At 27.0% G+C, this 22,789-nt stretch carries 22 protein-coding genes and 1 riboswitch; of the genes, 15 read left to right on the plus strand and 7 right to left on the minus strand.

The window, feature by feature from the left end; all coding sequences use genetic code 11:
- Positions 1-7 precede the first annotated feature (7 nt).
- The 5 genes from ACEXNK_RS05870 to ACEXNK_RS05890 all read left to right on the plus strand — a co-directional run bounded on the left by ACEXNK_RS05870 (position 8) and on the right by ACEXNK_RS05890 (position 4,941).
- On the plus strand, positions 8-862 hold the full coding sequence (locus ACEXNK_RS05870) for a carbohydrate ABC transporter permease (RefSeq protein WP_373601342.1): 855 nt from the start codon (positions 8-10) through the stop codon (positions 860-862).
- Between the two features lie 5 nt (positions 863-867).
- A complete protein-coding gene (locus ACEXNK_RS05875; RefSeq protein ID WP_373601341.1) occupies positions 868-2,199 on the plus strand; it encodes a sulfatase-like hydrolase/transferase in 1,332 nt (443 codons plus the stop codon).
- Between the two features lie 131 nt (positions 2,200-2,330).
- Entirely contained in the window at positions 2,331-3,563 is a 1,233-nt protein-coding gene (locus ACEXNK_RS05880; protein WP_373601340.1) for a competence/damage-inducible protein A, read from the plus strand.
- Positions 3,564-3,576: 13 nt separating this feature from the next.
- On the plus strand, positions 3,577-4,365 hold the full coding sequence (locus ACEXNK_RS05885; RefSeq protein ID WP_373601339.1) for a Cof-type HAD-IIB family hydrolase: 789 nt from the start codon (positions 3,577-3,579) through the stop codon (positions 4,363-4,365).
- Between the two features lie 9 nt (positions 4,366-4,374).
- Entirely contained in the window at positions 4,375-4,941 is a 567-nt protein-coding gene (locus tag ACEXNK_RS05890; RefSeq protein WP_373601338.1) for a DJ-1 family glyoxalase III, read from the plus strand.
- A 23-nt stretch (positions 4,942-4,964) separates the two neighbouring features.
- Here the strand turns inward: ACEXNK_RS05890 and ACEXNK_RS05895 are convergent, their stop codons facing one another.
- On the minus strand, positions 4,965-6,335 hold the full coding sequence (locus ACEXNK_RS05895) for a sigma-54 interaction domain-containing protein (protein WP_373601337.1): 1,371 nt from the start codon (positions 6,333-6,335) through the stop codon (positions 4,965-4,967).
- A 277-nt stretch (positions 6,336-6,612) separates the two neighbouring features.
- On the opposite strand from ACEXNK_RS05895, the gene ACEXNK_RS05900 reads away from it, so the two are divergent.
- Positions 6,613-7,545: a DMT family transporter gene (locus ACEXNK_RS05900; RefSeq protein WP_373601336.1), complete on the plus strand. Its 933-nt coding sequence runs from the start codon at positions 6,613-6,615 to the stop codon at positions 7,543-7,545.
- Positions 7,546-7,587: 42 nt separating this feature from the next.
- Here the strand turns inward: ACEXNK_RS05900 and ACEXNK_RS05905 are convergent, their stop codons facing one another.
- Together ACEXNK_RS05905 and ACEXNK_RS05910 are read right to left on the minus strand one after the other, a co-directional pair.
- Positions 7,588-8,526, minus strand: a complete 939-nt coding sequence (locus tag ACEXNK_RS05905) for a TIGR01212 family radical SAM protein (RefSeq protein ID WP_373601335.1) — start codon at positions 8,524-8,526, stop codon at positions 7,588-7,590.
- A gap of 125 nt (positions 8,527-8,651) precedes the next feature.
- Positions 8,652-9,194 (minus strand): DUF308 domain-containing protein, encoded by a 543-nt coding sequence (locus ACEXNK_RS05910; RefSeq protein ID WP_373601334.1) that lies wholly within the window; start codon positions 9,192-9,194, stop codon positions 8,652-8,654.
- Between the two features lie 140 nt (positions 9,195-9,334).
- On the opposite strand from ACEXNK_RS05910, the gene ACEXNK_RS05915 reads away from it, so the two are divergent.
- The 3 genes from ACEXNK_RS05915 to ACEXNK_RS05925 all read left to right on the plus strand — a co-directional run bounded on the left by ACEXNK_RS05915 (position 9,335) and on the right by ACEXNK_RS05925 (position 11,645).
- Positions 9,335-9,763, plus strand: coding sequence for a DMT family transporter (locus tag ACEXNK_RS05915; protein ID WP_373601333.1), 429 nt, complete (start codon positions 9,335-9,337; stop codon positions 9,761-9,763).
- A 74-nt stretch (positions 9,764-9,837) separates the two neighbouring features.
- On the plus strand, positions 9,838-10,485 hold the full coding sequence (locus tag ACEXNK_RS05920; protein WP_373601332.1) for a diphthine--ammonia ligase: 648 nt from the start codon (positions 9,838-9,840) through the stop codon (positions 10,483-10,485).
- A 161-nt stretch (positions 10,486-10,646) separates the two neighbouring features.
- Positions 10,647-11,645 (plus strand): SpoIVB peptidase S55 domain-containing protein, encoded by a 999-nt coding sequence (locus ACEXNK_RS05925; protein WP_373601331.1) that lies wholly within the window; start codon positions 10,647-10,649, stop codon positions 11,643-11,645.
- A gap of 11 nt (positions 11,646-11,656) precedes the next feature.
- Here the strand turns inward: ACEXNK_RS05925 and ACEXNK_RS05930 are convergent, their stop codons facing one another.
- Positions 11,657-13,057 carry a CehA/McbA family metallohydrolase gene (locus tag ACEXNK_RS05930; protein WP_373601330.1) on the minus strand — a complete coding sequence of 467 codons (1,401 nt, stop codon included), beginning with the start codon at positions 13,055-13,057 and terminating at the stop codon, positions 11,657-11,659.
- A gap of 185 nt (positions 13,058-13,242) precedes the next feature.
- On the opposite strand from ACEXNK_RS05930, the gene ACEXNK_RS05935 reads away from it, so the two are divergent.
- Complete coding sequence (locus ACEXNK_RS05935; protein WP_373601329.1) at positions 13,243-14,841, plus strand: Na/Pi cotransporter family protein; 1,599 nt, start codon at positions 13,243-13,245, stop codon at positions 14,839-14,841.
- A gap of 117 nt (positions 14,842-14,958) precedes the next feature.
- Positions 14,959-15,453 carry a hypothetical protein gene (locus ACEXNK_RS05940; RefSeq protein ID WP_373601328.1) on the plus strand — a complete coding sequence of 165 codons (495 nt, stop codon included), beginning with the start codon at positions 14,959-14,961 and terminating at the stop codon, positions 15,451-15,453.
- Between the two features lie 32 nt (positions 15,454-15,485).
- Here the strand turns inward: ACEXNK_RS05940 and pdaA are convergent, their stop codons facing one another.
- A complete protein-coding gene (gene pdaA / locus ACEXNK_RS05945) occupies positions 15,486-16,349 on the minus strand; it encodes a delta-lactam-biosynthetic de-N-acetylase (protein ID WP_373601327.1) in 864 nt (287 codons plus the stop codon).
- Between the two features lie 131 nt (positions 16,350-16,480).
- Here pdaA and ACEXNK_RS05950 point away from each other — a divergent pair, with 131 nt between their 5' ends.
- Positions 16,481-16,984 carry a hypothetical protein gene (locus tag ACEXNK_RS05950; protein ID WP_373601412.1) on the plus strand — a complete coding sequence of 168 codons (504 nt, stop codon included), beginning with the start codon at positions 16,481-16,483 and terminating at the stop codon, positions 16,982-16,984.
- A gap of 16 nt (positions 16,985-17,000) precedes the next feature.
- On the opposite strand, the gene ACEXNK_RS05955 is transcribed toward ACEXNK_RS05950, so the two are convergent.
- Positions 17,001-17,825, minus strand: a complete 825-nt coding sequence (locus ACEXNK_RS05955) for a pyridoxamine kinase (RefSeq protein WP_373601413.1) — start codon at positions 17,823-17,825, stop codon at positions 17,001-17,003.
- 183 nt (positions 17,826-18,008) lie between these two features.
- Between ACEXNK_RS05955 and ACEXNK_RS05960 the strand changes: the two genes are divergently transcribed.
- The 3 genes from ACEXNK_RS05960 to ACEXNK_RS05970 all read left to right on the plus strand — a co-directional run bounded on the left by ACEXNK_RS05960 (position 18,009) and on the right by ACEXNK_RS05970 (position 21,007).
- Complete coding sequence (locus ACEXNK_RS05960; RefSeq protein ID WP_373601414.1) at positions 18,009-18,962, plus strand: calcium/sodium antiporter; 954 nt, start codon at positions 18,009-18,011, stop codon at positions 18,960-18,962.
- A 117-nt stretch (positions 18,963-19,079) separates the two neighbouring features.
- Complete coding sequence (locus ACEXNK_RS05965; protein ID WP_373601415.1) at positions 19,080-20,234, plus strand: double-cubane-cluster-containing anaerobic reductase; 1,155 nt, start codon at positions 19,080-19,082, stop codon at positions 20,232-20,234.
- 14 nt (positions 20,235-20,248) lie between these two features.
- Positions 20,249-21,007 carry an acyl-CoA dehydratase activase gene (locus ACEXNK_RS05970; protein ID WP_373601416.1) on the plus strand — a complete coding sequence of 253 codons (759 nt, stop codon included), beginning with the start codon at positions 20,249-20,251 and terminating at the stop codon, positions 21,005-21,007.
- A gap of 27 nt (positions 21,008-21,034) precedes the next feature.
- On the opposite strand, the gene nhaC is transcribed toward ACEXNK_RS05970, so the two are convergent.
- Complete coding sequence (gene nhaC / locus ACEXNK_RS05975) at positions 21,035-22,459, minus strand: Na+/H+ antiporter NhaC (protein WP_373601417.1); 1,425 nt, start codon at positions 22,457-22,459, stop codon at positions 21,035-21,037.
- 113 nt (positions 22,460-22,572) lie between these two features.
- A riboswitch (Lysine riboswitch) is annotated at positions 22,573-22,744 on the minus strand.
- Positions 22,745-22,789 lie beyond the last annotated feature (45 nt).

Consider the following 22,789-nt stretch of genomic DNA (forward strand, 5'->3'; position numbering starts at 1 on the left):
AATTGTTATGAGAAAATATAAAAACTTAACACCGATTAATATAATGTCAGCATCATTCCTTAGATTAATTTTGATAGCTTTTTTGTTTATGGTGGTAGTTCCATTGTTGTGGACTATAATGCAATCCTTTAAAACTTCACAAGAGTTCTTTACAGATGCGTGGGCATTACCTAGTTCATTTAATCTCACTAATTATATAAGTGCATGGAATAAAGCAAATATGTCTGGTTATTTTTTCAACTCAGTATATGTAACAATAGTATCTACTATATTTTTAATGATATTATCAATACCAACATCATATTGTTTAGCTAGATTTAAATTTAGAGGGTGCGAAATTATAATGCTAGCTATGACATTAGGCTTATTTATTCAACCAACATATATTTTAGTTCCTTTATTTTTACTGGTTAATAAACTAAATCTATTAAATAATTTAACGGCATTAAGTTTAATATATGCAGTAATTCAATTACCTTTTTCTATATTCATACTTACTGGATTTATAAAAGGAGTATCTAAAGAATATGAAGAGGCTGCTGAAATTGATGGTTGCAGCAGAATTCAAACTATAAGACATGTAGTACTTCCGCTAATAAGACCTGGAGTACTTACTGTATTAATATTTAATTTTATGGGATTTTGGAATGAATATGCTATGGCATTTACTCTACTAATAGATGATAGCAAGAAAACACTACCAGTAGGCCTTCAAAATCTTATGGAAGTTCAAAGATTCTCTACTGATTGGGGAGCATTGTTTGCAGGGATGGTAATTGTAATAATTCCAACAGTATTAGTATATGCAGTATTAAATAAAAAGCTTACAGAAGCAGTAAATGTAGGTGGACTTAAGGGGTAGATATTATGAAACCAAATATAGTTGTATTTTTTTCAGATCAGCAGAGATATGACACCATAGGTTGCTATAATGAAGATATAGACATAACTCCTAATTTAGATTATATGGCAAGTGAAGGTGTCCTATTTGAAAATGCATTTACGTGTCAACCTGTATGTGGACCGGCGAGAAGCTGCATGCAAACAGGTAAATATGCAACTCAAACAGGGTGTTTTGTAAATGATATAGGACTTAAAGAAGATGAAGAAACTATGGCAAAGATATTGTCTAAAGAAGGTTATGAAACGGCATATGTAGGAAAGTGGCATTTAGCTTCCACAAGAAACGAATGTGACTTTTCTACATCTCCAGTACCTGATGAAAAACGAGGTGGATATAAAGACTATTGGATGGCATCAGATATATTAGAGTTTACCTCTCATGGATATGATGGATATGTATTTGACAAAGATATGAATAAGATAGATTTTAAAGGATATAGAGCTGATAAAATAACAGATTTTGCAATTGATTTCCTAGGAAATAGAGATAAAAATAAACCGTTTTTATTATTCATATCACATATAGAGCCTCACCATCAAAATGATAGAAAAAAATATGAAGGACCAAATGGATCAAAAGAAAAATTTAAAAATTATAAAATACCAGATGATTTGAATATTTTAAGTGGTGACTATAAAGAACACTATGCAGATTATTTAGGTTGTTGCGAGTCATTAGATTATAATCTAGGAAGAATAAGAGAAAAGTTAAAAGAGCTAAGAATAGAAGATAATACGATAGTAATTTATACTAGCGATCACGGTTGTCACTTTAAAACTAGAAATAAAAAACTACCAAATGGAGGAGCTGATGATTATAAACGTAGCTTTTATGATAATACTATAAAAGTACCTTTAATAGTCTATGGGCCAAAATTTAAAGGTGGTAAAAAAGTTAGTGAATTAACAAGTTTAATAGATATTCCTAAAACTATAGTAGAAATTGCAAGTGAAAATAACTATCCTGAAATAGAAGGTATACATCTTAATCATTTAATAAATAAAGATATATGTAGAGAAGCCGTATTCATTCAAATTAGTGAAAGTTATGTGGGGAGAGCTATTAGAACTAATAAATATAAGTACTGCATCGTAGATGAAAGCAAAAACCCATACAAAGAAATGCAAAGTGACTCATATAAAGAATTATATTTGTATGATTTAGAAAATGATAGTTTAGAACAAAATAATTTAATAAATGATATAAAGCATGAAAACACAAAAATTCATATGAGAAAATTGATTAAAAGTTTTATTAAAGAAATTGAAAATATAGATGTAAAAATAGTATATTAAAATATTTTAGAAACTTTCGTATAAAATAATTACGAAAGTTTTTTATTGTAAACAATTAAAGTATAAAGCAAGATTAATTTAAATATGGTAATATTAGGGTATGAATTTTAAAAAAGAAAAAAGGTGATAAGATGAAAGCAGAAATTATAACTGTAGGAACTGAAATTTTACTAGGTGATATTGTAAATACTAATTCTCAGTTTTTATCAAGAGAGTTAGCAACTCTTGGAGTAGAGGTTTATCATCAAGAAACTGTAGGCGATAATGAAAATAGGCTTATAGAAGTATTAGAAGATAGTTTAAAAAGATGTGATATAGTAATAACAACAGGAGGTCTAGGGCCTACGAATGATGATATAACCAAAGAAGTTGCAGCTAAATGTTTTGATCAAGAGTTAGTTTTATATAGTGATATATGGGAAGATATAAAATCTTATTTTTCTAAATTAGGGAAAGAACCTACTGAAAATAATAAAAAGCAAGCATATTTTCCAAAGGAATGTGTAATATTGGAAAATAAAAATGGAACAGCTCCAGGAGCTATATTGAAAAAAGATAATAAAATGATAATACTTCTTCCTGGACCTCCAAAGGAAATGATACCTATGTTTAATAATGAAGTGAAAAGATATTTAAATGATTTAACAGATTATACATTAGTATCTAAAACCTTGAGATTTATAGGAATAGGGGAATCTGAGTTAGAGTCTAAATTAATAGATTTAATTAATAAGCAAAGTAACCCAACTATAGCTCCATATGCAAAAGAAGGAGAAGTTACTATTAGAATTACAGCTAAAGCAAATGATGAGAAAATAGCAAATGATTTAATCATAAATACAGAAGAATTAATAAATAAAAGAGTTGGTATGTATTTGTATGGATATGATGATACTACATTACAAGAAACTGTAGCTAAATTACTAGTTGAAAAAAATATGACAATAGCTGTAAGTGAATCTTGTACAGGTGGAATGGTTTCTTCAATGCTTATAGATTATCCAGGCATATCCAAATGTTTTATAGAAGGCTGTGTTACATATTCGAATGAAGCTAAAATGAGTAGACTAGGAGTTAAAAAAGAAACTTTAGATAAATATGGACCAGTTAGTGAAGAAACTGCTATAGAAATGGCAGTAGGGGTAGCGAAAAATCTAAATACTAATATTGGACTATCAACAACAGGAGTTGCAGGACCAGGAGGTGGAACTGATGAAAAGCCTGTTGGATTGGTATATGTTGGGTTGTATATAAATGGTAAAACAAAAGTTAACAAATATAACTTTACAGGAAATAGAGAGAATGTAAGAAATAAAGCCACGAAGGAAGCATTAAATTTATTAAGACTAGAACTTATACAGTAAAAGGAGTAGGCAAATGATAAAATATATATTTTGTGATTTAGATGGAACATTATATCATAATGGGATATCAAGCGAAGATGGTAATGCAATAAAAGAGATAGAAAATGAAGGTATAAAGTTTAATATAGCTACAGGAAGAATATTTCCACAAGCTGTAAGAATGGTTAAAGATGATATAAATATGAATGGATATTATATATGTGAAAATGGATCTTATATATATGATAGTGAACATAACCTAGTATTCAAAGGAACTATAGATGACAATATAGTAAAAAAGGTTATTGCGGAATTTAATTCAGATTATGCAACTATATATTTTAAGTATGATGGTAAAGTTGTATTATTAGAAGAAAATAAGTTTTTTAAAAATTATTCAAATGAATATATAGTAGATAAAGAATTTTCAAAAAGAGAAAATTATGATAATTTAGTAGGAAACATAGGGATAGTTTCTCAGAATATAGATGAGTTATATAGTTTAGAATCATCTTTAATAGAAGAGTTTAATGATGTATTAGATGTTTATTTTTCGTCTGAACATACGTTAAACTTAGTACCTAAAGGTGTATCTAAACATGAAGCTATAAAATATATTTGTGATAAAATAGGAATAAGTTTAGATGAAGTGGCTACTATAGGAGATTCTCCTAATGATATAAGTATGTTACAAACTACTAAATATAGTTTTGCTATGAAAAATTCAAGAAAAGAAGTTTTAGAAAGTGCTAACTACTTAGCTGATTCGGTAAGTGATGCAATATTACAAATAAAAAACATAAATAAGGAATTTAATAATTAGGAGGGAAAAATGAAAAATATATTAGTTTTATTAGCAGAAGGATTTGAGGAAATAGAAGCATTAACAGTTGTAGATGTATTAAGAAGAGCAAATGTAAATTGTCATATGTGTTCTACTGAAGAAGAATATGTAAAAGGAACTCATAATATACAAGTTAAATCAGACGTAATAATAGATGAAGTAGATATAAACAAATACGATGGAGTAGTATTACCAGGCGGTCTTCCAGGTGCTTACAATTTAAGAGACAACAAAAAGGTAAAGCATATAGTTACAAGTTTAAACGATAATAAAAAAATAGTAGCTGCTATATGTGCAGCTCCAGAAGCATTAGAAAGCTTTGGGATACTAAATAATAAGAAATGTACATCTTATCCAGGATTTATACAAGATAGAAATAAAGTAGAGTATATAGAAGATACAGCTGTTGTAGAAGATGAAAATATAATTACTAGTAGAGGTCCAGCAACAGCTATAGAATTCTCATTAGCTATATTGAAAAAATTAGGATACGAAAATGAATGCAATGAAATAAAGGATGGAATGTTAGTAAATTTTTATAAAAGTTGTAAATAAAAAATAAAGTAGGTTAACCTACTTTATTTTTTATTTATATATTTTCTAATTAACCTATTTGCTCGAGTTTGTGATATATCAAGAGCTTTAGCAAGTTTATATGAACTAGGATTATTTTTATAATACTTTTGTATTAATATTTTCTCATAGTTAGACATCAATAAATCTAGAGAATCAGGATAATCTTTTTTTACTAGGTTACTGTGATTAATAACTGACTTTGGAAGATTATCTATAGTTATTGATTCAGATGTTGATGTAACTAAAATATTTTGTATAATATTTTCAAGCTCTCTCATATTACCTGGATAATCATAATCTAATAATGCATTTATGGCATTTGTAGATAAAGTTTTATTTATATTAAATAAATTTGAGTATTTTTTAAAAAAGTAAAAGATAAGCTCCAAAAGATCTTCTTTACGATCTCTAAGAGGAGGAACTTTTAATTCAACAACATTTATTCGATAATATAAATCTTCTCTAAATTTTTTTTCATTTACAGAATTCAGTAAGTCAACATTTGTTGCAGAGATAAACCTTATATCAACTTTTTTAGTCTTAGTACCTCCAACAGAAGTAAAAGTTTTATCTTGTATTAATTGTAAAAATTTTGACTGTAATTCTGTTGGTATATCACCTATTTCATCTAGAAATAGAGTACCTCCATTAGCTAATTCAACGAGTCCTATTTTACCCTTAGAGTTAGCACCAGTAAAAGCTCCACCTTCATATCCAAAAAGCTCTGATTCAAGTAAATTAGGAGAAATAGTAGAACAATTTATAGTTATAAAAGGTTTAGTAGAACGATTACTGTTTAAGTGAATATGTTTTGCTAATGTAGTTTTACCACACCCTGATTCACCTAACAATAATACATTAACATCAGTCTTTGCAACATTTTTAGAAATTTCAAGTATAGACTTCATACTATCACCTTTTATAGCTGTATCATGATAAATTAAATCATTAGAATTATTTAAAGAATGTAATTTATTTTCATATTCTTTTATTTGTTCTTTAGAGAATTCAAGTTTATTTTTTATATTATTTAATTCACTTATATCTCTAGAATTTTCAACTATAAATTCTATATTACCTTCATAGTCAAATACTGGAGTAGCAGTTATTATAAGCGTTTTTCCTGTGATTGTTTTTTGTTCCATGGAAATTTTTTTTCTATATTTCAAAACATTAGGCACAGGTGTCTGGTTAGAATAACCTTCCTTATTTAAAAACATAACTGTTTTACCAATCATTTCATCTCTATTTATACCATAGTTTGCTTCAAATGCTTTGTTGCAATAAATCATATAACCATCTTTATCACAAACGAAGATTTCATCATGAGAAGCTTCAACTACTCTTTCAAAGAAGTCATTTTTATATCTCAAGTGTAAGTACCCCCAATTACCATTATATAAGCAAAAATTATTATATTACACTAATGAGTTAAAATCAACTTAGTATACTGGTAAAATTGCATTAAAATTTACAAATAAGTCCAAAAAAACTTATAAAAATTAGTAAAATAAGTTTAAAACGACTCAATATAGTATCTTATTTATAAAAACTTATTTAAATTAAGCCATTAGATGTATTTAATTAAGTTGGCATAAAATTTGCTTTAATAAAAAAACGATATCACATAATTGATAAGGAGGTAAAAAAATGGAACAAAGAAGTAGAGGCTATGCCTTTGTGGTTATAGCTGGAGTTTTATGGGCAACTATTGGATTATTTGTAAACACATTGTTAAATAAAGGATTAACTCCAGAGCAGGTTGCATTTTTAAGGTTGTTTTTAGGTTTTCTGATATTATTTATTTATAGTTTTATAAAGATGCCAAATGCACTAAAAATAAGCAAGAAAGGATTAGGATACTGTATAATGGTAGGGATTATAAGTCAAGCCGGGTTTAATATATGCTACTTTAACTCTATAGATTCGATAGGAGTATCAGCATCTGCAGTACTTTTATATACATCACCATTATTTTTAGCTTTTTTATCAATGATTGTATACAAAGAAAAGCTAAATAGAATAAAACTAATATCATTAGCAGTTTGCTTTATGGGATCTATATTAGCGGTTACAGGAGGTAGCTTAGAATTAGGGCAACTTAATATGAATGGAATATTATTAGGTGTAATGTCTGCCATTACATATGCTTGTATGTCTATAATAAGTAAAGGTGCACTTAAAGAGTGTGAAGGTATAACCTTATTAATATATGGATTTTTAATTGGATCAATATTAATGATACCACTAGCAAAACCTACTCAGTTAATATCGTATACAAGTGATATTGAAATATTATTTGTAATGTTAGGGTTAGGAGTAATTCCAGCAGCAGGAGCATATATATTTTATTTAAATGGAATATCTACTGGAATTGATTTATCAATAGCAGGGATATTGGCTTCAACTGAGTTAATTGTATCTGTAATTATAGGTTGGACACTATTAGGAGAAGATTTCTCAATTGTAAAATCAATTGGAGTGGTATTTATGATTGTATCTGCATTTATTGCTATAAAGAAACCAAAAGAAAAAAGTAATAGTTATAATATAAGTGATACAGAATTAAAAGCTGTACATTAAAATAAAGGCTTAGTAGATAGCATCTATTAAGCCTTTATTTTATTATTTATTATACTTTATACCTTGATAAGAATTTCTTTCTTTCATAGTAGCATCTATAGCATTTAAAACTTCCCATTTTTTTAAGCTCCACATAGGACCTACCATTTCATCCCTTTTACCATCTCCAGTAAGTCTATGAACTATCATTTCAGGCGGTAATATCTCTAATTGATCACAAACTAAGTTTATATAGTCATCTTGGTCCATTAAATCAAACATACCTTTTTCAAGCATTTTTTCCATTGGGGTATCTTTCAATACATGTAGAAGATGAATCTTAATTCCATGAACTCCTAGCTTGGAAACTGCTTTTGCTGTTTCCATCATCATATTATAGTCTTCACCAGGTAATCCATTTATTATATGGACTACAGTTTTTATATTGTGTTTTTTAAGTTTTTCAACACCTTCTAAAAATGCATTATAGTCATGACCTCTATTGATTATTTTAGATGTTTTATCGTGAATAGTTTGCAAACCAAGTTCAACCCAAAGGTTAGTTCTTTTGTTAAGATCAGCTAAATACTCTAAAACATCATCAGGCAAGCAATCTGGTCTAGTTGAAATGGATAATCCAATAACATCATCTAAATTAAGAATAGTTTCGTACTTTTCCTTTAATACATCTACAGGAGCATGTGTATTTGTATAAGCTTGAAAATAACCTATATATTTAGCATTAGACCACTTCTTGTGCATCATTTCTTTTATATCTTCAAACTGCTTTATTAAATTATCATTAGGATTACCAGCAAAATCTCCAGATCCTTGCTTACTACAATAAGTACATCCTCCATAAGCAACTGTTCCATCTATATTAGGACAAGAAAAACCTGCATTTATAGATACCTTAAAAACTTTCTCTCCAAAAGTATTTCTAAGGTAATAATTCCATGTATGATATCTTTTATTATCGAATGCATATTTAAAATTTGTCAAATTAATCACCTTTTCTTTAGTTATTATTAAATTTACTATACAATATTATCACAAAAACTATTCATGTACAAACTAGTAAGATAAAATAACAAAAATAGTACCTTATTTAAATAAGGTACTATTTTTTATGATTTCTTTAATTTATTTCCTGTTGATAATAATTGAAAACCTATTAAAACCATAATTAAAGCTAAAGATGTAGCTATAAATCCAGATAAAAACAATGGAGAAATTATTAATATTAATCCACAAATTAACAAAAATCCATTAAACCCACTAAAACTTATATAAGCGTTATTTTTACTTTTAATTAAAAGCATAATTTGAGTTGCAACAAGGTATGCTCCTAAGATAGAAGAAAAGAAACCTTGTATCCTTTGAGGAAATATTAAAAATAGTATAGCTACTATTAAAAGTAAAATCTGCTTATTTATATATGGTCGTATCTTATCTTTAGACTCGTATCTTCTAAGTTCATTTATTGTTTTTAAGTTTAAATAAGCTAAAAATAAAGTTATAGCTCCCAATCCATAGGACAATAACTTAATACCTAAATTTCTAAATAATAAAGAAATAGTTCCAACAACTAAAAGTAAAACACCTAAAATTATAAAATTATTTGCATTTTTTTTGTTGTTAAAATTATTAAAATTAAAACTTACATTCATTATATCACCTCTTTAATTGTTAAAGTGATTATATCAAAAAAATAATTATCATAAAATACTTTATTTAAAATTTTTATAAATTTGTAATTTAAAATGGACTTGCATCATAAGCTTTTACTATAAAAAAAGGGGGTAATAAGTTGTTCAAAATAACTTCAATACTATTTGCAGTTTTAGCAGGATGTTCAACAGCTTTAGAGGCTCTTATAAATGGGGAGTTAGGTAAAAGTACATCACCACTTATTGCAACATTTGTAAGCTTAGTTGTTGGATCTGTATTTTTTTTAATTAGTATGATAATAACAGGTGATATAAAATCATTTTTAGCTTTAGATTATATAAGTCCTAAATTTTTATTAGGAGGTATATTTGGAGGGGGTATAATATACTTTACAGTTAAAGCGATACCAGGATTGGGATTATCTAATACTTTGACTATTATAGTTGTATCTCAAATACTAATAGCTCTTTTTGTAGATGTAGTAATTTTAAAGGAACAAACTATGCACCTATATAAATGTATAGGCGCTATATTATTATTTATAGGAACTTTTTTTATAGTTAGTTAATTAGATACTTGTTAATTAGTATATATATGCTAAAATTAACTTAAAATACTATATATTTTAGGAGAGAAATAGCAATGAATAATAAATTTATTATGTCATTTAGTGGAGGAAAAGACAGTACATTAGCATTATATAGAATGATAAAAAAAGGATATGAACCTATAGCGCTTTTAACAACTATAAAAAAAGATGCTGATAAGTCATGGACCCATGGTTTAACAAATAGACTTTTGCAACAAGTGAGTGAAAATTTAAATATACCGCTTCTTAAAGTAGAATGTGATGTATGTGAATATGAAAAGGAATTTGAAAATGTTTTAAAAATTGCAAAAGAAAATGGTGCAAAAATATGTGTATTTGGAGATATAGATATACAACAGCATAAAGAATGGGATATTGCCAGATGTGAGAAGGCAGGCTTAAAAGCCGAGTTTCCTTTATGGCAAGAAGATAGAGAAAGTTTAGTATATGAATTTATAGATAGTGGATTTACAACAATAATAAAAACCGTTAACTTAAAATACTTAAGTAAGGATTTTTTAGGAAAAAAATTAACAAAAGATATAGTTGAAAAAATTAAAGAAACAGGAGCTGATCCATGCGGAGAAAATGGAGAATATCATACTTTTGTAATAGATGGACCATTATTTAAATCTGATATTAAATTTGAAAATAAAGGTATAGTAATTGAAAATAATTATGGACATTTAGATATAATATAGAAAAAAACTGCTTTAATTTAATTAAAGCAGTTTTTATTTTTAATACAAATTAGGTAAATATGTCTATGGGAATTATGTAAAATAGTAACCATTATATAAATACCTACTTAAGACAATAATAATAAAACAAACACTAAATTGACTTAAGAAGGTGACATTTTATGAAATCATCTAAGGTAATTAGTTATTTTATTTCTATGCTTATAATTACATTAGTATTATTACCAAATAATATTTATTCAATGCAAAAAAATGAAAAAATACCTGATGAAGTTATTATAGGTGGAGAACTTTTGCATATTGAACTAAATACAAATAAAGTTATGATATTTGGAGTAAATCAAGAATCCAAATTAAAAGATTATGATTTAGTAGAAAGTGTGGAAGGAAGTATTGTAAAAAAAGTTTTTAATAAAGAAAATATGAAAATAAAATCAAAACAAGAATTAATAAAACTTCATATTTCTATGAAAGATAATGATGAAATAATAATGAATGTTAATAGAAATAATAATTTTGTGAAATTAAAATTAAATAAAAATGAATTAAGATATAATAATTTAATTGATAAAATTCCATATACAGCAACACTAACATATATAAACCCTAAAAGTAGAAGCTTTAAAGCTGTAGGTCATAGTATAGGATTTGACAAAAACAATGTCAAATTAAAAAATGAAGGTGAGATTTTCTATTCTAATATATTGAAATTAGAAAAATCTAAAAAGAAATATGTTGGAAATATAACAGGAGATAAGAATTCAAAATCAAAAGGAGAAATAACTAATATTGATAGGTATGGAATAAGTGGACATATAAATGAGAAAAAAAGTATAAATAGAACATATAAAATAGCAGATGAAAAAGATATTAAGCTAGGTGAAGCATATGTAGTTATGAAACATAATTGTGAGGAAAAAAAGATACATTACAAAATAAATGTATCAAAAATAAATAAAGATAAAGATAATAATATAAAAAATTTTAATTTTAAAATAGTAGATAAAAGGCTTATAAGTAATTATGGAGGAATAGTACAAGGAATGAGTGGATCTCCAATAATTCAAAATAATAAAATTATAGGAGCTCTTTCTCATGTTATAACAACAGATACAACCAATGGAGTAGGAGTTTATATAAAAATAATGATGAAAGAATAATTCTTTCATCATTATTTTGTATTAAAGTTAATCCATATAGGAGCTGTAACTGATACTTTATTGTTCTTTTGATATACTTTAACGTAGTAAAAAGAATTTTTAAGACATTGTAATTTAAATTCTAATTTTGCTAAATTAGAGTTGAATTGTTTTGAAGCTACAACTTTGCCATTGTTGGACAATATATCTATTTTTTGTATTTTATCGTTTAAATCAGTATCTATAACACTTATATTAAAATATAAATTAGAAGCATTATTTATAGTAGAGCCCATTACAGAATCATTTATTGTATAGTCTATTTTTATATTTTTATCTTGAGTTGCATAAACTCTCATATTTTTTAATGAATCATAAAAAGAGCTTTCATTTAGGTCAGTACATAATACGACTGTTCTAAATTCATTTGCAACTCCCCAATTTTCTCTATGATTATCTTGGTTAGAACTTGGAGCTAGATGCCAACCACAATCTAATGCTTTTTGATAATCATCAAAAGAAAGTTTATTTTTATTTATATTCTTATTATATCCATTACACACCTCTATTAAAGATATTACATTATCAGCATATTTATCATACTTGAAATTGTTAAACCTACCAAATATATCACACGGATGATTAAACTGACCTATGATATTATCCTCTTTAGAAATAGCTTTATAAAACGATTTAAGATCACTATAAATAGGATTATTAGTAGATATAAAACCTTTAGAATTATATATGTTTATATGTCCTATAGGATTTTCTATATTTATATATGGATAAGTCATCTCAAATCCTTTTAGAGCTAAAAATTTTCCATTTGAATTATAATTAGAAGCTACTTTGGATAAATTATTCCATGTATTACTATTACTTCTTGATAATGTTGAATCAATATCATTATCAAAATAGTTAGAGTGCTCTGTTATTGCAAAAAAATCTAACTTAGCATTAAATTTAGCTGTGTAGTAAGCATCTTCAAAGCTCCCTTTTCCATCGCTATTTGATGTATGGGAATGAAGCAATCCATAATAATGATTATACTTTGGGGTACCTACATTAAAATACCACTCTAATTTTATTTTGTTTTTATTTATATCAAAAGCCTCAATTTTAACAATTTGAGTTCCTCTTTTTAATTTTTTTGAAGGAGTATAAGTTAAACAATCATCTTGTATTAAACAATCATTAGTTACATCTTTATAATTTAAATAAAACTTAATTGATTTTATGTTTATTTCATTACTATTGTTTAATTTAGCTTTTATTGTTGGTCTAGAAATAATATACTGTTGAGCATTTAAAGGAGAAACAATACTTATATTAGCATCATTAGTATTCCCATCTAAACAATAAATTAGTGATAATTTGCTTGAAATAAAAATAGCTAAAATCAATATAAATATATATTTAAAAAATTTCATAATAATCAATCCTTTATATATTATTTAATTATTATACTTAGCTAATTAATTTATAAAAATGTATGTAAAATAATACAAAAAATATAAACTTATGAAATAAATAAAGTATATAAAATTTAAAAATTAACACAATAAATACTAGCGTTGGATATAAAAGCAAAGAGTTAGAGTAAGGAGGAATAAATTTGGATATAGCAATAAGTCTTATTGGAGGATTAGGATTATTCTTATATGGAATGAACTTAATGGGAAATGGACTTCAAAAATCTGCAGGAGAAAAACTTAAAAATATCATAGGGCTTCTAACCAGCAATATATTAATGGGTGTATTAGTTGGAGCAGTTGTCACAGGTATAATACAAAGTAGTAGTGCTACAACTGTTATGGTCGTTGGTTTTGTTAATGCAGGAATAATGACATTAACACAAGCTATAGGTGTTATAATGGGAGCCAACATAGGAACTACAATAACTGCACAGTTGGTATCTTTTGACTTAGAGGGAATAGCGCCAATTGCATTAGGAATAGGTATAGTTTTATTCTTATTTACTAAGAAAGCTAAAACTAAAAATATTGCAGAAATACTAATTGGATTTGGTATATTATTTACAGGTATGGAATTTATGAAGGATGCAGTAAAACCTCTGGCTGAATATGAAGGTTTTAGAAATGCACTTATATATTTTGGGCAGCATCAAGTACTAGGGGTGCTAGCGGGATTTGCTATAACTGGAATAGTACAAAGTTCAAGTGCATCTATGGGAATGTTAATAGCACTTGCAACACAAGGGTTAATACCTATAAGCTCAGCTTTACCAATATTATATGGAGATAATATTGGAACGTGCGTTACATCATTAATCTCAAGTATAGGAGCTAATAGAAATGCAAAAAGAGCAGCTATTATGCATTTAACTTTTAATGTTATAGGAACGTTATTATTTATAATTATATTAAATAAACCTATAGTAGCATTGGTTACACGTATAAATCCTAATGATGTTGCGAGACAAATAGCAAATGCACATACATTATTTAATGTTGTAAATGTTATAATACTACTTCCTTTTGCTAAAGTTATAGTTAACATAGCTATGAAGTTAGTACCTGAAAAAGAAGAAGAAAGAGAAGAAAAAGAAACTAAATATTTAGATGAACGTATGTTAGAAACACCATCAATAGCTTTAGGAAATGTAACAAAAGAAATTACTAGAATGGGAATTAAATCTAAAGAGAATCTAAACAATGCAATAGAATCATTTATTAATCAAGATATGGGAAAAGTGAATAAAACTTTAGAACAGGAGAAAGTTATAAACAAATTACAAAAACTTATTTTAAATTACTTACTAAAATTATCAAAATGTCCGTTAGATGATGAGGAAAGAGAATTTGTTGACTTAATGTTTAATACTGTCAATGACATCGAAAGAATAGGAGACCATGCTGAAAATATTGCAGAGTTAGCAAAGGGATCAATAGAAAATCAAATAAAATTATCGGAAAAAGGGCAAATTGAAACAAAGGAAATTTATGAAAAAGTATTAATGAGTGTAGAATATTCAATAAGTGCTTTAAAAGAAGATAATAAAGATTTGGCAAATAGTGTATTTGAAATCGAAAATGAAGTTGATGCCATGGATAAGTCATTTAGAGCAAATCATATGAAAAGATTAAACGAAAATACTTGTAGTATCGATTCGGGTATAATATATTTAGATTTATTAAATAATTTAGAAAGAATAGCAGATCACTCTTTAAACATAGCTCAAAGAGTATTATAAAAATAGGTAAGCGTGTAAGCTTACCTATTTTTATAATCTTTAAATTTTACATACATTAAAATACTATATAGTTTAATATAATTTATAAAGAGTAAAATATATCTTAGGAGGGCAATAATGCTAGTTGACGCTATAGAAGTAAAAGTTAAAAAAAGTGATATAAAGAAAATAGAAAGAGATAAAATACCATTAATGAGTAAAGTAGTTCAATTAAACCCTAGGATAAAAAATACAACACTTCAATACATAGAATACAAAATTATAACTTATGAAATTTTTATAAAAATCAAAGGTAAAAATATATTCAAACAAGATATAAATAAAGATAAATTGACTTTATTGGTAAATACTCATACGGGGGTATCTAAATCTATAATAAATGAACCTGATACATCACGAATAAATGTATCTAAAAAATGTATAAAAAGATCTAATATAGACGAAGCAGGCATGTTAGAAATCATAAAAGGAGAAATAATTAAATTAATAAAAAATAATAATATTAATAACAAGTGTCATATTCATGATATAAAACTAATAGATATAAAAAGCATTTATAAACCGTATTGGGTAGGGATATATAATGGAAAATCAATTTTACTAGAGGCATAAAAATAATAATACAGATGTATACATCTGTATTATTATTTACTTTGTATTATTTTAGGATCTTTATCATTACAATTATTATTTTTTGTAAGATAATCTAAGGTTTTAAGTTGATATCCTTCTTTTTTCCACTGAGTTATAATTTCATCAAGTATATCAGTGTTTGTTTTTGAGTTAGGATGAAGTAATAATATTGCACCAGGATGTGTTCTAGAAAGTATTTTCTTTTTTGCATCTTCATGAGATGGTTGTCTATCTTCGAACCAATCTACATATGCAAAACTCCAAAAGATAGTATTGTATCCTAGTTTTTGAGTATACTCTAGTGATAACTGGCTAAATTTTCCCATAGGAGGCCTAAAATATTTGGGCATATTTTTACCTGTAATATTTTTATAGCTCTCCTCTACAGATAAAATCTCTTTTTTAAAGTCATCAAAATTAGTTATACTAGCCATTGAAGGATGGCTTCTAGAGTGATTACAAACTAAATGACCTTCATTAGTCATTCTTTTTATTAAATCGGGGTTTGTTTTTAAATAATGATCTACAACAAAGAAAGCTGCAGGTACATTATGTTTTTTTAGTGTATCTAATATTTTTTCTGTATTTCCACTTTCATAGCCAGCATCAAAAGTTAAATATAAAACTTTTTCATTAGGATTTCCAACGAAATGAGCATCATATTTACTAAAAAAAGATGCTTCTTTAATAGGAGTAGGTTGCTTTCCATCTTCTCTAGGATTAAAATACCAATTATACTCCTGCGTAGATGAATCTGGGTTTAGAATTTGAGTTTTTATTTTATCAAAAATATCAAATTCTCCATTTATAAGAAATCCTGTAAGTATAAATATTGCAATTATAAAGAAAGAATTTCTTTTATGTGCTCTATTCATAAAATCACCTCTGTAAATTAAGTGTTAAATATATTTTATACAATTTACATAAATATAACCTATGAAAATATAGGATATAAAATGCAACCTTAACAAATACTATAAATAAGTACTTTATTTGGAGGTAAAGCATGAAAAGAGTAATTTTGATAATAATATCTATAACAATTTATATAAATTTGTATATTAATATATTTGGAAATGATAAGTGTATAACAAATAAAATTGATAAATTTATAATTAATAATATAGATTCAAAGTATATATTAGAATATATAGATTATAATTACTCTAATATAGAGGATAAGAACTTAAAACAATTAGTAGTAGAAAAATTTATAAAGTATAATGAAGAAAATATTAGTATGTATCAATTTGAATTTGATAATATGTACGTAAAAAATGTAACAAACCTTCAAACTAAACAGAATTTAAAGTCAGAGCTGATATTACTTAATAAAGTTTCCGATTATAGTGAGTTCAATCAACATAGGTTTAATTTTACAGACAATAAACCTAATATAGTAAATAATTTAGTAAAAATATATACAAGAGGCTACAAAGTGATTTTAGAAAATAATAAATTTAAAATAAAAGTAAATTATAAAATAATTAAAGAGATGTCTCACCAATAATGAGACATCTCTTTAATTATTTTATATCTATTAACTCATTTAAAAATAGCTCAAACATTACTCCGTCGTTTCTATCGTGGTTAAACTTCGATGTATATGAAACTGTATTGTGAATAAATTTATTAGCTTTATTAATGCTATCTTCTAATGAATATCCATTTAGAATCATACCTGTAATTATTGAAGTAAAGATATCTCCAGTTCCACTATAAGATATATTATTAAATTCTGATGAAGTAAAATATATCTTATTTGATAGTTTATCAAATGCTAAATTAGATATTATACCATTAGATATTATACCAGTTATAATTACTTTATTAGGACCTAGATTAGATACTTTTTTAGCCAGTTCAATTAACTCAGCTTTGTTAAGGTTGTTTTTACTATAATCCTCACCTACTAATATAAGAGCCTCGGTTATATTAGGAGTAACTATATCTGATTTTTTTACTAAATCTCTTATTTTATCACATATAATATTGTTAAACACTGGATATATTGAACCATCATCCCCCATTACAGGATCAACCACAATAAGAGCTGATTTATTATTATCTATAAAATCAGATACTATATCGATTTGATTTATTGAACCTAAAAAGCCACTGTATATACAATCAAATTCAATATTAAGTTCCTGCCAAATATTTTTATAAGTATTCATTTCATTAGTTAAATCTAAAAAAGAATATTTAGGATAACCAGTTTGGCTAGATAGTATAGCTGTTGGAAATGGGCAACATTGTACCTTTAAAGCTGATAATATTGGAAGAGCTACACTTAAAGAACATCTTCCAACTCCAGATAAATCATGAATAGCTGCTACTTTTTTTATCATATTATAATTCTCCTTAAAACATAGTAATAACTATATATTACTATGAAAACAATATATTTAATATATTTTTTAATAAAATGATAGATTGTATTAATACAATCTATCATTACAGTTTTAAATATACTTATAAATATAGATCTATATGGATAACATAAGTTTAAAAGAATAAAAAGGAGAACTTAAATGAGTTACATATTACTTATAATTGGATTTATTATACTTATAAAAGCTGCTGATTTTTTTGTAAGTGGAGCATCATCTATAGCTAAAGCTCTTAGAATACCTACTATAATAATTGGACTTACTATAGTTGCATTTGGGACAAGTGCACCAGAAGCAGCAGTAAGTGCAACAGCTGCATTTAAAGGGAATAATGATATGGCTATAGCAAATGTTGTTGGATCAAATATATTCAACTTGTTAGCAGTAGTAGGAATATCTTCTATGATTAAACCTGTTAAAGTACAAAAAACTACAATATTAAAAGAATTTCCATTTGTACTTTTAGCATCCTTAGTTCTTTTAATATTATCTCATGATATAAAGTTTCAAGGTTACCCTGAAAATACATTAACAAAGTCAGATGGGCTTATGCTATTGGCTTTATTTTCTATATTCATGTATTACTTACTAGAAATGGCTATAACTTCTAAAGAAGAAATGGAAGTAGAACAAGGAAGCTCAAAAGCTTCAATACCAAAGAGCATATTAATCAGTTTACTTGGAATAATTGGAATTATTTTAGGTGGAAAAATAGTTGTAGATAGTGCTACAAATATAGCATTAGCATTGGGGATGAGTGAAAATTTAGTGGGTCTTACTATAGTGTCTATAGGTACATCTCTCCCAGAACTAGTAACTAGTGTAGTAGCTGCTAGAAAAGGTGAAAGTGATATAGCTATAGGAAATATAATAGGGTCTAACATATTTAATATATTATTTGTACTAGGGATATCTTCATTTATTCATACAATATCAGTACATACTATAGTATTTGTTGATATGTTTATCATGTTCTTAGTATCTATTGTAACTTATATATTTGCAACTACTAAAAAAGAAGTTAATAAACTAGAAGGGGTAATTTTATTTTGTATGTATATAGCTTATATGGTATTTATAATTGTAAGACAATAGAATTATAGTAAAAAGCTATACTATATGTATTTAGTATAGTTTTTTACTATTGTACATAAAAATAATATATATGATAAAATTTCATTGTAAATCATTATAGTTATTGGGGGAAATAAGATGATATCACTACCAGAAAAATTTGAGGACTTTAGTGAAGCAAGAAGAAATGGATTTATAAAAGCTAAAGAATTAAAAGAAAGTGGGAAAAAATTAGTTGGCGTATTTTGTGCATTTACACCAGTTGAAATACCTATGGCAGCAAATGCAGTGACAGTAGGGGTATGTGGAGTAAGTGAAGAGCCTATACCAGAGGCTGAAAAAATACTTCCAAGAAATTTATGTCCACTTATAAAATCAAGCTTTGGGCATGCTATAACAGATACATGTCCATATTTTTATTTTTCAGATTTATTAATTGCAGAAACTACATGTGATGGAAAGAAAAAAATGTATGAAGAGTTAGCAAAAATAAAAGACTTACATCTAATGCAACTTCCAAATAGCAAAAAAGGTAAGTATGCATATGAACTGTGGAAAAATGAAATTATAGAATTAAAAGAAGAAATAGAAAGAAAGTTTTCAGTAGAAATAACAGAAGAAAATTTAAAAGATGCAATAAAAGATAAGAATGAAGAAAGAAGATTATTAAAAGAATTTTATGAATTATCTAAGTTAGTGCCACCACCTATGAGTGGATATGATATGCACCAAGTTTTATATAATTCAGGATTTAAATTTGATAGAGATGAATTAAAGGAAAATTTAAAAGATATGATAGTATCTATAAAAGATAAATATGAAAAAGGAGAAAGACCTATAAGTGAAGAAAAACCTAGAATTCTTATAACTGGATGTCCTATAGGAGGAGTAAGTGAGAAAATAGTTAAGACTTTAGAAGATAGTGGAGCTGTTGTAGTTGCATATGAGTTGTGTGGAGGAATAAGATCAAATGATGAATTAGTAGACGAAAGCAATCCAGATCCTATAGATGCTATAGCTAAAAAATATATAAATATAGCTTGCTCATGTATGGCTAATAATGATGCAAGAATAGAACTATTAGATAGATTAATAGATGAGTATAAGGTAGATGGAGTTATAGATGTAGTACTTCAAGCATGTCATACATTTAATGTTGAAAGTTATAGAGTTAAAAAATTTGTAAATGGAGTTAAAAATAAACCTTATATGGCTATTGAGACTGATTATTCAAAGTCAGATACTGAACAGTTAAGAACTAGATTTGAAGCATTTATAGAAATGATAGACTAAAATAGGGGGGAAATATGTATAGTATAGGAATAGACTCAGGGTCTGTAGCAACAAAGGGTGTTTTATTTGATGGAGAAAAAATACTAAAAAAAATTGTTATACCAACAGGGTGGAGTCCTAAAAATGCATCGCTTGAGGTATTTGAAAATCTTACACAAGATATAGATAAAGATAATATAAAAAAAGTTATAGGAACTGGATATGGAAGAGTTAGTATGGACTTTGTTGATAAAAAAGTTACAGAGATAACTTGCCATGCAAAAGGAATTCATTTTCTAAATAACAATATAAGAACAATACTTGATATAGGTGGACAAGATAGCAAAGTTATAAGTTTAGATGATGATGGTAATGTATCAAATTTTATAATGAATGATAAATGCGCAGCAGGAACAGGTAGGTTTTTACAAGTTACAGCTAATTTATTAGGAAGTGATGTTGAAAGTATAGATAAACTTGCTAAGAATACAGAACCACAAATTATATCGAGTATGTGCACTGTATTTGCAGAATCAGAAATTATAAGTTTGTTGGCTAAAAATATTTCTAAAGAATCTATAGCAGCAGGAATATTTAAATCTATAGCAAATAGATCAGCATCTATGCTATCTAGAATAAATATAGTAGATGATATTGCATTTACAGGTGGAGTAGCTAAAAGTAGTGTTCTCGTAGACATGATAGAAGAAAATTTAATGAAAAAAATATATATAACAGAAGATACACAAATTGTAGGAGCATTAGGAGCTGCAATTGTTGGATACAAAAAATAAAAAAGGATGGGGTTTCCATCCTTTTTATTATGCAACTGAATCAGTTGATTCTTCTAATGTATCTTTAGGTAGTCTTGTTATACCAAATCCTGTAGCCGCTAAAGTTAAAGATATTACAGGACATAATAAGTTGAAAAACGCATACGGTAAAAATGCAAATGAGTTAATTGCAAGAGTAGCACTCATATACGCTCCACAAGTATTCCAAGGTATAAGTGGAGATGTTATAGTAGCACTATCTTCTAAAGCACGAGATAAGTTTTCAGGGCAAAGTCCTTGCTTTTTGAATGCTTCTCTATACATACTACCAGGCATAACTATTGCTAAATATTGGTCAGCAACAGCTAAGTTAGTTCCGATGCAAGTAAATATTGTAGCAGCTACTAAACCAAAAGTACCTTTTGCAAATTTTAATATAGCTGTAGCTAATGCTTCTAGCATACCAGTTTTTTCTAGTATACCACCAGTAGCTAATGCACATAACATAAGCGATACTGTACCTAACATACTATCAAGACCTCCACGAGTTAGCAACTCATCAACAAATGCCATTCCACTGTTAGATGTATAACCAACTTGAGCAACTTCTAACACTTCTTTAAATGACGCTCCTTGGAATAAAATAGCAACAGCACCTCCAAGTAATGTACCTATTATAAGTCCTGGTACTGCAGGAACCTTACATATTACCATAACTATAACTAACACAGGAATCAATAATAATAAAGGAGATAGTGTATTATAGCTAGCAGCTAAAGCTTGTTGAATTTGAGCTATTTGACTATTGTCTATAGCTTGCCCAGCATATTTAAAACCTATAATCCCGTAAATAATAAGCGAAATTGCATATGCAGGAACTGTTGAATAAAGCATATGTTTTATATGTGTAAATAAATCTGTACCTGCCATAGCTGGAGCTAAATTTGTAGTATCTGAAAGTGGAGACATTTTATCACCGAAGTAAGCACCAGATATTATCGCCCCTGCTATTATTTCTTTAGGGATACCAAGGGCACTACCTATACCTAAAAGAGCTATACCTATAGTACCAGCTGTAGTCCAAGAAGAACCTGTAGATATAGATACGATAGAACATATTATTGTTGTAGCAACTAAAAATATTCCTGGAGATAATATATTTAATCCCCAATAAATCATACTTGGAACAACACCAGATAAAATCCATGTACCAATTAACATTCCAACTATTAATAAAATTATTATAGCTTGCATTGTAGAATTAATAGTAGCTAAAATACCTTCTTCTAGTTCTTTCCATGTGAACCCTAATTTAAAAACAGCTACAAACCCACTAAATATTCCACCAAGGGCTAGTGGTATATGAGCTGAAACGCCTAACTTAGTTAGAGATATAGATAATAAAACTATTAAGAAACCTATACATAAAAGCGAATCGCCTAATGAAGCTTGTCTTTTTTCTCTTTTTAACATAATTACCTCCCAAAGTTGTAAGAATATAACGAAAAATGGAGAATAATAAAAAAAGTCTAGAAGATGCAAAGAAACTCCTAGACTTGAAATTATAAATCAATATAATAACTTAATCTAAAGATAGCCCTCCACATAAAGTGACAGTGTTATACATATTTTGCATAACCCCAATATATAAGCTTAAAGCATTACTTATATATTTCGGCATTATTACCTTTCTTATTACATCACAGGAGCTTAACCTCAATAATAATACTATTTAACAATGCAACCTCTACCATTAGTTATATTCTGTTTAATTATTTTATGTATACAATTATATCATATAAA

The sequence above is a fragment of the Paraclostridium bifermentans genome (assembly GCF_964259345.1).
In the GTDB taxonomy this organism is placed as follows: Bacteria; Bacillota; Clostridia; order Peptostreptococcales; family Peptostreptococcaceae; genus Paraclostridium; species Paraclostridium bifermentans_B.

What these genes read in the sequence shown, in the direction of transcription:
- ACEXNK_RS05890 (WP_373601338.1), top strand. Translation starts at nt 4,375, where the DNA reads ATGAAAAATATATTAGTTTTATTAGCAGAAGGATTTGAGGAAATAGAA.
- ACEXNK_RS05900 (WP_373601336.1), top strand. Translation starts at nt 6,613, where the DNA reads ATGGAACAAAGAAGTAGAGGCTATGCCTTTGTGGTTATAGCTGGAGTT.
- ACEXNK_RS05885 (WP_373601339.1), top strand. Translation starts at nt 3,577, where the DNA reads ATGATAAAATATATATTTTGTGATTTAGATGGAACATTATATCATAAT.
- pdaA (WP_373601327.1), bottom strand. Translation starts at nt 16,349, where the DNA reads ATGAATAGAGCACATAAAAGAAATTCTTTCTTTATAATTGCAATATTT.
- ACEXNK_RS05920 (WP_373601332.1), top strand. Translation starts at nt 9,838, where the DNA reads ATGAATAATAAATTTATTATGTCATTTAGTGGAGGAAAAGACAGTACA.
- ACEXNK_RS05880 (WP_373601340.1), top strand. Translation starts at nt 2,331, where the DNA reads ATGAAAGCAGAAATTATAACTGTAGGAACTGAAATTTTACTAGGTGAT.
- ACEXNK_RS05870 (WP_373601342.1), top strand. Translation starts at nt 8, where the DNA reads ATGAGAAAATATAAAAACTTAACACCGATTAATATAATGTCAGCATCA.
- ACEXNK_RS05925 (WP_373601331.1), top strand. Translation starts at nt 10,647, where the DNA reads ATGAAATCATCTAAGGTAATTAGTTATTTTATTTCTATGCTTATAATT.
- ACEXNK_RS05875 (WP_373601341.1), top strand. Translation starts at nt 868, where the DNA reads ATGAAACCAAATATAGTTGTATTTTTTTCAGATCAGCAGAGATATGAC.
- ACEXNK_RS05970 (WP_373601416.1), top strand. Translation starts at nt 20,249, where the DNA reads ATGTATAGTATAGGAATAGACTCAGGGTCTGTAGCAACAAAGGGTGTT.
- nhaC (WP_373601417.1), bottom strand. Translation starts at nt 22,459, where the DNA reads ATGTTAAAAAGAGAAAAAAGACAAGCTTCATTAGGCGATTCGCTTTTA.
- ACEXNK_RS05960 (WP_373601414.1), top strand. Translation starts at nt 18,009, where the DNA reads ATGAGTTACATATTACTTATAATTGGATTTATTATACTTATAAAAGCT.
- ACEXNK_RS05950 (WP_373601412.1), top strand. Translation starts at nt 16,481, where the DNA reads ATGAAAAGAGTAATTTTGATAATAATATCTATAACAATTTATATAAAT.
- ACEXNK_RS05910 (WP_373601334.1), bottom strand. Translation starts at nt 9,194, where the DNA reads ATGAATGTAAGTTTTAATTTTAATAATTTTAACAACAAAAAAAATGCA.
- ACEXNK_RS05930 (WP_373601330.1), bottom strand. Translation starts at nt 13,057, where the DNA reads ATGAAATTTTTTAAATATATATTTATATTGATTTTAGCTATTTTTATT.
- ACEXNK_RS05940 (WP_373601328.1), top strand. Translation starts at nt 14,959, where the DNA reads ATGCTAGTTGACGCTATAGAAGTAAAAGTTAAAAAAAGTGATATAAAG.
- ACEXNK_RS05955 (WP_373601413.1), bottom strand. Translation starts at nt 17,825, where the DNA reads ATGATAAAAAAAGTAGCAGCTATTCATGATTTATCTGGAGTTGGAAGA.
- ACEXNK_RS05965 (WP_373601415.1), top strand. Translation starts at nt 19,080, where the DNA reads ATGATATCACTACCAGAAAAATTTGAGGACTTTAGTGAAGCAAGAAGA.